Raw genomic sequence first — 11,379 nt, forward strand, 5'->3', positions numbered from 1 at the left:
CACTTAAATCTAGAGGAAGCATATTTGGTCCCTTCCACGAGATTTGGCTTGATACAAAAGCGTATCGGCCGCCTGCAATAGCGATGTTATGTTCTCATAGCGTTGATTTTCATTCGTTGCCACCCCCATACTAACAGTGAGCTTTTTATTCGATGCCAGTACGAAGTGCCTGGCGCTCAGCTGGGCAAGGTGACGCTTTATTCGTATAGCCAATAATTGGGCGGTTTGTGAAGCGCAATTGGGTAAAATAATCGCAAACTCTTCTCCACCATAACGTGCCGCCAGGGTGTCACGGTTAGGCATACTTAAACTCAGAAGTTCACCAATACGTTTCAAACAACGATCTCCAGCTATATGACCATACTCGTCATTAAAAGCTTTAAAGTGGTCTATGTCGATTAAAATGACACTTAACGGTGACCCCTCGCTACTGCATTTAGTCCATTGGCTACTTAAGTAGTCCGAGAATTTGTGACGATTCGCCAATCCTGTTAAAAAGTCAGTTTCTGCCTTTCTTTTCAATGCAGCGTACTCGGCTTTATGGAGCGTCAGGTCACGTAGAATGCAGAAGAATAACGAGTTACTAGACGATAGCTCTTCTGGCAACGATGAAACTGAGATTTCTACACTAATATCTCGGTGCGACTGACTTCTTTGCGTAAGAGAAACTTCGAAGGGTGGCGTTTCTAGAGCATTCTGCGCAGCGTTATCTAAACACTGAATGACATGGCTTTGTATTTGACCCGTTTCATCATTTATGAAATTAAGTAAATTTTCACTTAAAAGTTCATCACGAGACAAGCCCAAGAGTGAAGAGGCATTGGTATTAACCATTTCCATTGTGCCATTGCTATCTACAACGACTATTGCCTCATTGATAAAATTTATCATTCTTGCAAGAGAACTGTCTTTGTAGAAATTGAACAGTTCAAGGTGGGATGTTGTCGATTTGTTTTTACTTAACATTGATGTACGCATTCCAATATTCCGCTCTATAGGCCCTGAATTGCATACAAGATTACGTTGATATTATTAAACGTACCTTCCGAACACCTTCCTCTTTAAATTACTGTTTTTAAGTGATTTTTTAAATTTAGGAAGCAAAAGGAAATAGTTATTTATTCGCACTTCGATAGGATTCTAATATTGTAGAGTCACTTATATGTGTAGTAACCAGATTCAAACTATCAACAAGTTCATCTTTGTATCTGCTGTGATTTGAAACTGCAAAATAGGAAGGTACGGTCAATTTGTCTGAAATACTTACCTCAACCAATCGACTACCTAAGGACTCTGTATAAAATTGATAGGGTTGTTTGTAGCTAACTAGATAAGACGTTCTTCCAACATCAAAAAGGTGAATCGCGTCGCTACTTGTCGGCATATCAAAAAATTCAAAACCTTCTTGCTGAAGTGCCTGTCGAATTCCTAAATAGTCATAGCCGCGAATTGCCGAAATTGACTTATCATCCGCAAGTTGTCCGTTATGTAGAAGTACAATAGATAAGTAAACAAATGGAGCGTCTATAAATGTAGCGTTCTGATCTAACGCTGAAGTACCTCTGACATTAATTGTGACATCGACCTTCCCGGTCTTCACACGTTCAAACAAACGGGCCGGAGGCATGCATTCAACTAACACGTGATAATTCATTTTAGTCAATATAGCTACAGTTGCATCTATCGCTACACCATGACAACGCGAAGAGTCGGGTTCTTTAATCACTAATGGTGGGAACTCAACGACACCAAGCGTAATAGACTTTTCTGTTTTTAAATTTTCTTCAGAGCTTGCGCAATACGCCCAAGAAATAAGAATTAAGCAGTAACCTAAAAGAACCTTACGTTTCACATTTTTACCGATTTATTCACTGATAAATTATTTATATAGGATTTTGTGAATAAATTATAGGAAGGAGATGTTATTACTAGATCTCTCCCAGTCAAAATATGCTTACAGCACAAGCACACAAGAAATGGGGTCAGAGTACATTTTTTCGCTTTAGAAAGAGTGGAAGTAATAACGTACTCTAACCCCTATATTATTTTCAGCTGATTGAATGTAGTGAACTATTTATTACATGCGTTCTGGAAATGCCTAAGCATTGAAAACGGCCGAAGAGTAACTCGTCTTTATTTGGGGGTCAGAGTAGATTTGTATATCTCTAAAAAATGGGGGCAGAGTACTTTATTACTTTAAACATCAGAACATAGTTATTCCATTATTCCCCAGTGCCGCTAAATCTGAGAAATGCACTCTGACCCCAATTTGAGGTTTTGCTGGGGGAGTCAAAAAAGTACACTGACCCCATTATTCTATATTTGAGATGATGTGCCTCAACCTCTTTATGATAAGGAAATAGAGGCTTTAGGCTGCCCATAATTGGGGGTCAGAGTACATTTTCATTTCTCGAGCATTTCGTTAAGGGCTGTTTTGATTTCGAGGAGTATTAGAAGTATTAATGTACTCTGACCCCAATTATTTGTTTCTTCCAGACGCAAAAAACCCGCCGCTAGGCGGGTTTCTTTAAATGGGACCTGGCAGTGTCCTACTCTCACATGGGGAAACCCCACACTACCATCGGCGCTAATACGTTTCACTTCTGAGTTCGGAATGGGATCAGGTGGTACCGTATCGCTATGGCTGCCAGGAAAAACTGGTTTGCAGTAGTGTTTACTGCGTAAAGCTGATTCTCTATCAACTTCACTAAATTCTGTGAGCTCGCATACATAAAATGCTGTAGCTTCTATATAAAGCAAAAAACCCGCCGTTAGGCGGGTTCTTCTTAATGGGACCTGGCAGTGTCCTACTCTCACATGGGGAAACCCCACACTACCATCGGCGCTAATACGTTTCACTTCTGAGTTCGGAATGGGATCAGGTGGTACCGTATCGCTATGGCTGCCAGGAAAAACTGGTAACAATCTAGAAAACTGGATATCAATTCAATCAGTGAGTAACTACTTTTCACTCTACTTTTTGCTCATTTTTCAGAGCTTAGCTTGTCTACAACACTCAGAAGCCTAAAGCTTCTTGGGCGTTGTATGGTTAAGCCTCTCGGGCAATTAGTACAGGTTAGCTTAACGCCTTACAACGCTTCCACACCCTGCCTATCAACGTCATCGTCTATAACAACCCTTCCAGACCTTAAAGGTCAGGGATGACTCATCTTTGGGCCGGCTTCCCGCTTAGATGCTTTCAGCGGTTATCCGTTCCGAACATAGCTACCGGGCAATGCCATTGGCATGACAACCCGAACACCAGCGGTTCGTCCACTCCGGTCCTCTCGTACTAGGAGCAGCTCCCATCAATCATCCAACGCCCACACCAGATAGGGACCGAACTGTCTCACGACGTTCTAAACCCAGCTCGCGTACCACTTTAAATGGCGAACAGCCATACCCTTGGGACCGACTTCAGCCCCAGGATGTGATGAGCCGACATCGAGGTGCCAAACACCGCCGTCGATATGAACTCTTGGGCGGTATCAGCCTGTTATCCCCGGAGTACCTTTTATCCGTTGAGCGATGGCCCTTCCATACAGAACCACCGGATCACTATGACCTACTTTCGTACCTGCTCGACGTGTCTGTCTCGCAGTTAAGCTAGCTTATGCCATTGCACTAACCTCACGATGTCCGACCGTGATTAGCTAACCTTCGTGCTCCTCCGTTACTATTTGGGAGGAGACCGCCCCAGTCAAACTACCCACCAGACACTGTCCACATTCCCGATAAGGGAACAATGTTAGAACATCAAACATACAAGGGTGGTATTTCAAGGACGGCTCCACACAATCTAGCGACTGTGCTTCAAAGCCTCCCACCTATCCTACACATGTAGGTTCAATGTTCAGTGCCAAGCTGTAGTAAAGGTTCACGGGGTCTTTCCGTCTAGGTGCGGGTACACAGCATCTTCACTGCGATTTCAATTTCACTGAGTCTCGGGTGGAGACAGCGTGGCCATGGTTACACCATTCGTGCAGGTCGGAACTTACCCGACAAGGAATTTCGCTACCTTAGGACCGTTATAGTTACGGCCGCCGTTTACCGGGGCTTCGATCAAGAGCTTCGTCCGAAAACTAACCCCATCAATTAACCTTCCGGCACCGGGCAGGTGTCACACCCTATACGTCCTCTTACGAGTTTGCAGAGTGCTGTGTTTTTAATAAACAGTCCCAGCCACCTGGTCACTGCGGCCTCCATTTGCTTACCACGCGAAGTGTTCACAAACAGAGGCGTACCTTCTCCCGAAGTTACGGTACAATTTTGCCGAGTTCCTTCACCCGAGTTCTCTCAAGCGCCTTAGTATTCTCTACCTGACCACCTGTGTCGGTTTGGGGTACGGTTCATATAATCATAAGTTTAGAAGCTTTTCCTGGAAGCAGGGCATCAACAACTTCACTCCCTTGGGAGCTCGTCTCGTGTCTCGGCCTTAGAATTCCGGATTTACCTAAAATTCCAGCCTACTCACTTTCACTTGGACAACCAACGCCAAGCTTGCCTAGCCTTCTCCGTCCCTCCATCACTGATTATATAAGTACGGGAATATTAACCCGTTTCCCATCGACTACGCATTTCTGCCTCGCCTTAGGGGCCGACTTACCCTGCCCTGATTAGCATGGGACAGGAAACCTTGGTCTTCCGGCGTGGGAGTTTTTCACTCCCATTATCGTTACTCATGTCAGCATTCGCACTTGTGATATGTCCAGCAAGCTTTACAACTCACCTTCATCCACTTACACAACGCTCCCCTACCCAGCATGTAAACATGCTGCCGCAGCTTCGGTATATTGCTTAGCCCCGTTACATCTTCCGCGCAGGCCGACTCGACTAGTGAGCTATTACGCTTTCTTTAAAGGGTGGCTGCTTCTAAGCCAACCTCCTAGCTGTCTATGCCTTCCCACATCGTTTCCCACTTAGCAATATTTTTGGGACCTTAGCTGGCGGTCTGGGTTGTTTCCCTCTCCACGACGGACGTTAGCACCCGCCGTGTGTCTCCCGGATAGTTCTCATTGGTATTCGGAGTTTGCAAAGGGTTGGTAAGTCGGGATGACCCCCTAGCCTTAACAGTGCTCTACCCCCAATGGAATTCGTCCGAGGCTCTACCTAAATAGATTTCGGGGAGAACCAGCTATCTCCCGGTTTGATTGGCCTTTCACCCCCAGCCACAGGTCATCCCCTAACTTTTCAACGTTAGTGGGTTCGGTCCTCCAGTTGATGTTACTCAACCTTCAACCTGCCCATGGCTAGATCACCGGGTTTCGGGTCTATACCTAGCAACTAAACGCGCAGTTAACACTCGCTTTCGCTACGGCTCCGTTATTCACTTAACCTTGCTACTAAATATAAGTCGCTGACCCATTATACAAAAGGTACGCAGTCACCCCGAAGGGCTCCCACTGCTTGTACGTATACGGTTTCAGGTTCTATTTCACTCCCCTCACAGGGGTTCTTTTCGCCTTTCCCTCACGGTACTGGTTCACTATCGGTCAGTTAGGAGTATTTAGCCTTGGAGGATGGTCCCCCCATATTCAGTCAAGATAACACGTGTCCCGACCTACTCGATTTCACTGTAAAGAATCCGTCGTGTACAGGGCTATCACCTTGTATCGCTCCTCTTCCCAAAGGATTCCACTAAATTCTAAACAGCTTAAGGGCTGCTCCCCGTTCGCTCGCCGCTACTAGGGGAATCTCGGTTGATTTCTTTTCCTAAGGGTACTTAGATGTTTCAGTTCCCCTCGTTTGCCTCGTTAACCTATGTATTCAGTTAACGATACCTATAAATAGGTGGGTTTCCCCATTCGGACATCTGTGGCTCAAATGCATTTTGTCGGCTCACCACAGCTTTTCGCAGACTTACACGTCCTTCATCGCCTCTAACTGCCAAGGCATCCACCGTATACGCTTCGTCACTTAACCATACAACCCCAAACAGCCTTTTGACTTCTGTCTAAGTTATGTCGCATGAATGACAAGCTAATCGGAAGAATTGCCTTGCTATCAAATCATCGATTGATAACAAGCAATTCAGTCAAGTAGAGTAAAAAGTCATCTTTCGATTTCTCAGTTACTCAATTTTGATTGATTACTATTAATATCAGCTTTCCAAATTGTTAAAGAACATAAGTTTTGTTCAATAAAAACAAGACTATCTGTGTAGGCACTGCATCAAGGCGTCTTTCGACGTAATGGTAAGGAGGTGATCCAACCCCAGGTTCCCCTAGGGTTACCTTGTTACGACTTCACCCCAGTCATGAAACACAAAGTGGTAATCGTCCTCCCGAAGGTTAGACTAACTACTTCTTTTGCATCCCACTCCCATGGTGTGACGGGCGGTGTGTACAAGGCCCGGGAACGTATTCACCGCAGTATTCTGACCTGCGATTACTAGCGATTCCGACTTCATGGAGTCGAGTTGCAGACTCCAATCCGGACTACGACATTCTTTAAGGGGTCCGCTCCACATCACTGTCTCGCTTCCCTCTGTAAATGCCATTGTAGCACGTGTGTAGCCCTACACGTAAGGGCCATGATGACTTGACGTCGTCCCCACCTTCCTCCGGTTTGTCACCGGCAGTCTCCTTAGAGTGCCCAACTTAATGCTGGCAACTAAGGACAAGGGTTGCGCTCGTTGCGGGACTTAACCCAACATCTCACGACACGAGCTGACGACAGCCATGCAGCACCTGTGTCTGAGTTCCCGAAGGCACGAAACTATCTCTAGTAACTTCTCAGCATGTCAAGTGTAGGTAAGGTTCTTCGCGTTGCATCGAATTAAACCACATGCTCCACCGCTTGTGCGGGCCCCCGTCAATTCATTTGAGTTTTAACCTTGCGGCCGTACTCCCCAGGCGGTCTACTTAGCGCGTTAGCTTCGCTACGCACGTCTTAAAGACACACACAGCTAGTAGACAGCGTTTACGGTGTGGACTACCAGGGTATCTAATCCTGTTCGCTACCCACACTTTCGCACATGAGCGTCAGTCTTTGGCCAGGGAGTCGCCTTCGCCACTGATGTTCCTCCAGATATCTACGCATTTCACCGCTACACCTGGAATTCCACTCCCCTCTCCAAGACTCTAGTCTGCCAGTTCTAAATGACCATCCCAGGTTGAGCCCGGGGCTTTCACATCTAGCTTAACAAACCGCCTGCGTGCGCTTTACGCCCAGTAATTCCGATTAACGCTCGCACCCTCCGTATTACCGCGGCTGCTGGCACGGAGTTAGCCGGTGCTTCTTCTGTTGTTAACGTCACGGCTAGCAGGTATTAACTACTAACTTTTCCTCACAACTGAAAGTGCTTTACAACCCGAAGGCCTTCTTCACACACGCGGCATGGCTGCATCAGGGTTTCCCCCATTGTGCAATATTCCCCACTGCTGCCTCCCGTAGGAGTCTGGGCCGTGTCTCAGTCCCAGTGTGGCTGATCTTCCTCTCAGAACAGCTAGAGATCGTCGCCTTGGTAAGCCGTTACCTTACCAACTAGCTAATCTCACTTGGGCCTCTCTTTGCGCCGGAGCCGAAGCCCCGTTTGGTCCGAAGACATTATGCGGTATTAGCAGTCGTTTCCAACTGTTATCCCCCTCGCAAAGGCAAGTTCCCAAGCATTACTCACCCGTCCGCCACTCGTCATCTTCTAGCAAGCTAGAAATGTTACCGTTCGACTTGCATGTGTTAGGCCTGCCGCCAGCGTTCAATCTGAGCCATGATCAAACTCTTCAATTAAATATATCGAAATATGAATCGTCGTTGTGACACTCTTAACGAGTGCCCACACAGATTGTCTTGTCTAAATTTTTAAAGAACGTTACTAGCTTTTGCTAGCTGCCTCTCCCGAAGCGGATGCGTATCTTACAGCGCATCTTTTTTTTGTCAACAACTTTTGTTTATTTATTTTTAAACTTGGTTTTTGACATCCTCATCAGTTGTTAGCGTTTTGCTGTTCCCTGTTGAGGAGGCGCGCATTCTACGCATTCCTGTAGCATCGTCAACACCCTTTTTTAAATAAATATAAAAAAAGCGACCATTCGGTCGCTTTTTAATCTATTAGTACATTAAGCATGCGTTTACGCTTGTATATCCTTATTCTATCAGCTCAAAAAGGCATATCCTCTTTATTATTGAGCGAATACATCTGATTATTGCTACGTAATCATTCCTGCTTATTGTCTACACTTTCATTGCTTTTCTTTTTATCGGCATTGAAGTCTGCATCTTCTTCATGGTCGCCCACTACATCGTCTAACGTTACTTTCTCAACGGTACGAAACGTATTGATAGGTCCAGCTAACGCATATAGTGCAAAAACAAGGAACAATACTAAAGCGGGTTCTGTTGCCACAACAACGAATATCAGAAGAACTAAAAGAAGGCCTACAAATGGAACCTTACCGTGCCAATTAACTTCTTTGAAAGAATTGTATTTAAAGTTACTCACCATCAGCAAACCTGCCAAGCCAGTTACTGCAGCAACTATTAAACCATAGTCGGTACCAACAGCATCATACTCAACTCCAACCCATACAAGACCAGAGACAACAGCCGCAGCAGCCGGACTTGCGAGACCTTGGAAGAAACGCTTATCGGCAATACCAACTTGCGTATTGAAGCGAGCTAAACGAAGAGCTGCACCCGCTACATATATAAAAGCCGCTAACCAGCCTAACTTGCCCAGCTCAGTTAACCCCCAATTATAAGCAACAAGTGCAGGTGCCATTCCAAATGAAACCATATCTGCCATTGAGTCATACTCAGCACCAAAGTCGCTTTGCGTGTTCGTCATTCTTGCCACACGCCCATCTAAGCCATCAAAAATCATAGCAACAAAGATAGCCACTGCCGCGGCTTCGAACCTGCCGTTCATTGACGAAACCACAGCAAAGAAACCCGAAAACAACCCTGCTGTTGTTAATAAGTTGGGAAGTAAGTATATCCCTTTACGTTTTTGATCAGACATATGTCCTCATACTTCTACATATACAATTGCACTAATTATTTCATAGATATGCAGGAACGCATAGCAAAGTAAAAAGGCTGCCTCGTTCCTTTACATAACGCCGTTGCAAAACGTTATTAGCTTTGCATTGATTACACGTACTCCTACCACAATGCCGGCGCTTGGCTTCTATTTATTCAGGACCGCGTATGCTCACGATCAAACAAACAACTAATAACTAGGTATACGGTTACATACCTTAAATAGCTCACCGTTCATATATCATACAAGTCCATGTTGAAATTAGGTACTACCAAGTTTGTGTTCGCATAATATGCGCACACATCACTCGGCGTGTACTTGAAGTGCTTTGCGCTTCATATATAGGAAAGCAATTATGCGAACGCTACAAAAAACGTTTTCTTTGCAAACTGTACTATTACTTTCCACAGCTTTGCTATCTACCCTGAGTGCTAATTCAGCATTCGCTACCTATTATAAAAAGCAAAGTTATTCTCACTGTGGGTCATCGAGCCAAAGCAACGAACAAAGCAATGTATGTAACTCTCCGTTGGGAGAATACACCTACGATCTAGTCGATAACAAAGTGACACAAACCAATCAGACGAATAATTCCTTTGTTCAAATAGACGGATTAAATATTAATATGTCCGCCTTTTCTGACACACAAGGAGTTACCGGCGAAACAGTCGTTGGCGCCAAGTTAGAAAAAATCTCAGATAAATGGGCTTACGGCATAACAAACAATGATGAAGCATACTATCGTGGCGACGCTGACCACGCTATTGACAATATCAACTATTACTCTCAAGGTAGCGCGAACGCTTATTATAGTGGTATGACTAACGTAGAACGTGACTATGACTTCGTGTTGTTATCTTTCGACTCTGCGGTGACACTAACGGGCGCAAGTTTTTCATGGCTTTACAGTGGCAGCGACAGCCAAGTATCTGTTGCAGCACTAAGTAATACTTCGAAACTAACCTCAGGTGTTAACACGTGGAGCGATATTGTCGCTAACGCCTTAACTTCAGCCTCATTTGATATTGAAAACTGTGAATATTTAGATCACCGCGCTGACTTTACTTTCACTGAGTCCGCTCAATATTGGTTGGTTGGCGCTTATAACACCGTATTCGGAAATATTGGCGGCCATGTAGGTAATGATGCCTTTAAGCTTGCTAATGTTGGCTTCTCTGTAACAGAGTCTGCCGGTACGCCAACGCCAACAGAAGTTTCTGAACCTGGCACCATTGGCTTACTCATGGCTTGTTCACTTCTCGTGATGTGGCGTCGCAAAAAATCCATTTGAAGAAATTAGACTTTAGATCACTGACAGGTTGGAAAATCTGTCAGTTTTTTTTACCCTCTCTCATATCGTCCCTTTTCAAATTATAACATTAACTTAAAAATCATAAACTTAAACAAACTGGCACGAAATAAGCATAACATTAGAAATAATCATCTAATTTTGCTTTTTGGGTAGTTCAAAATATGAAGTTTTCTACATCGCTGACAATACTATTACTTGCTGTTAGTTCATCAGTTTTCGCTACAGATTCAAGCCTCAACAGTGCAAAGTATGATGCACAATACACACTCGCCAATTCTAATGGCAGCGCTAATTACTCACAAACGACCAATGCGCAAAACAGCAATACCTCAATCGAGATCAACGGCGTTACAGTTGATGTAGGAATCACTGCTTGGTCAAACTCTGCAGGACACGCCGACGACAAACTTGCCCAGGGCAATATTCAAGGTTGGTGGAACTGTACGCTTGGTCATAATGGTTGTACTTTAGCAAATAGACACGTTGGCTACGGAATTAAAAATAGTGATTATTCTTGGGGAGGTGATAGTCACGCAGTTGATAATAGCGGTGACGGCGGTGGCAGAGATTTTGATATGTTCTTACTGTCATTTAGCGAGTCAGTGACTCTTGAAAATGCAGCCTTCACTTGGGTAGTCGGCGACAATGATAGTAAAGAAGTTACTGTTGCGGGTCTTAATAGTATTGCGGCATTTGAGAGCGGAGCCAACTCAACTTGGAACACTGTTACAAGCGCTATTGTTGAGAATACACTAGGTCACTATGGCGTAGGTTCAAAAGGCTCAAACGGTTTGTACGAATCAACATTTACGAAGCTAACTGGTAGTGCAAAATACTGGTTAATAGGTGCATACAATACCATTTTCGACGATAACGCTAAGAGTAACTTTAACAGCGTACAATTAAAACTGTCTTCCATTGGTGTGTCAATGACTCAACCAACCGCAGAAGTTAGTGAGCCTGGCGCCCTAGCACTGATGGGGTTGGGTTTAGGTCTTGTTCTTTATAGACGTAAGCGCCGCGTTTAATTGTTTAAAAACGCATAGAAAACACGTATCTTTAGAAGGTGGCTTAGGCCACCTTTTTT

General features: G+C 44.6%; 5 protein-coding genes and 4 rRNA genes. 2 read left to right on the top strand and 7 right to left on the bottom strand.

The features are described from left to right. Positions 1–9: 9 nt before the first annotated feature. The 7 genes from MASE_RS12210 to pssA all read right to left on the bottom strand — a co-directional run bounded on the left by MASE_RS12210 (position 10) and on the right by pssA (position 8,959). The gene (locus MASE_RS12210) at positions 10–978 is read right to left on the bottom strand and encodes a sensor domain-containing diguanylate cyclase (protein WP_014950057.1); all 969 of its coding nucleotides are present in this window, start codon (positions 976–978) and stop codon (positions 10–12) included. Positions 979–1,114: 136 nt separating this feature from the next. Further along, positions 1,115–1,852, bottom strand: coding sequence for a substrate-binding periplasmic protein (locus tag MASE_RS12215; protein ID WP_014950058.1), 738 nt, complete (start codon positions 1,850–1,852; stop codon positions 1,115–1,117). 684 nt (positions 1,853–2,536) lie between these two features. Then, a 5S ribosomal RNA gene (gene rrf, locus MASE_RS12220) occupies positions 2,537–2,652 on the bottom strand. Positions 2,653–2,794: 142 nt separating this feature from the next. Further along, positions 2,795–2,910 (bottom strand): 5S ribosomal RNA (gene rrf / locus MASE_RS12225). Between the two features lie 135 nt (positions 2,911–3,045). Further along, a 23S ribosomal RNA gene (locus MASE_RS12230) occupies positions 3,046–5,922 on the bottom strand. A gap of 273 nt (positions 5,923–6,195) precedes the next feature. Then, positions 6,196–7,728: ribosomal RNA gene (locus MASE_RS12235) — 16S ribosomal RNA — on the bottom strand. Together the 16S, 23S and 5S rRNA genes form the textbook arrangement of a ribosomal RNA operon. A gap of 427 nt (positions 7,729–8,155) precedes the next feature. Next, a complete protein-coding gene (gene pssA, locus MASE_RS12240; protein WP_014950059.1) occupies positions 8,156–8,959 on the bottom strand; it encodes a CDP-diacylglycerol--serine O-phosphatidyltransferase in 804 nt (267 codons plus the stop codon). Between the two features lie 376 nt (positions 8,960–9,335). Between pssA and xdp1 (MASE_RS12245) the strand changes: the two genes are divergently transcribed. Together xdp1 (MASE_RS12245) and xdp1 (MASE_RS12250) are read left to right on the top strand one after the other, a co-directional pair. Beyond that, positions 9,336–10,271, top strand: coding sequence for an exosortase-dependent surface protein XDP1 (gene xdp1 / locus MASE_RS12245; protein ID WP_014950060.1), 936 nt, complete (start codon positions 9,336–9,338; stop codon positions 10,269–10,271). Between the two features lie 182 nt (positions 10,272–10,453). Further along, entirely contained in the window at positions 10,454–11,320 is an 867-nt protein-coding gene (gene xdp1, locus MASE_RS12250; RefSeq protein ID WP_014950061.1) for an exosortase-dependent surface protein XDP1, read from the top strand. Positions 11,321–11,379 lie beyond the last annotated feature (59 nt).

Origin of the sequence: Alteromonas macleodii ATCC 27126 (assembly GCF_000172635.2) — a bacterium.
Lineage (GTDB): Bacteria > Pseudomonadota > Gammaproteobacteria > Enterobacterales > Alteromonadaceae > Alteromonas > Alteromonas macleodii.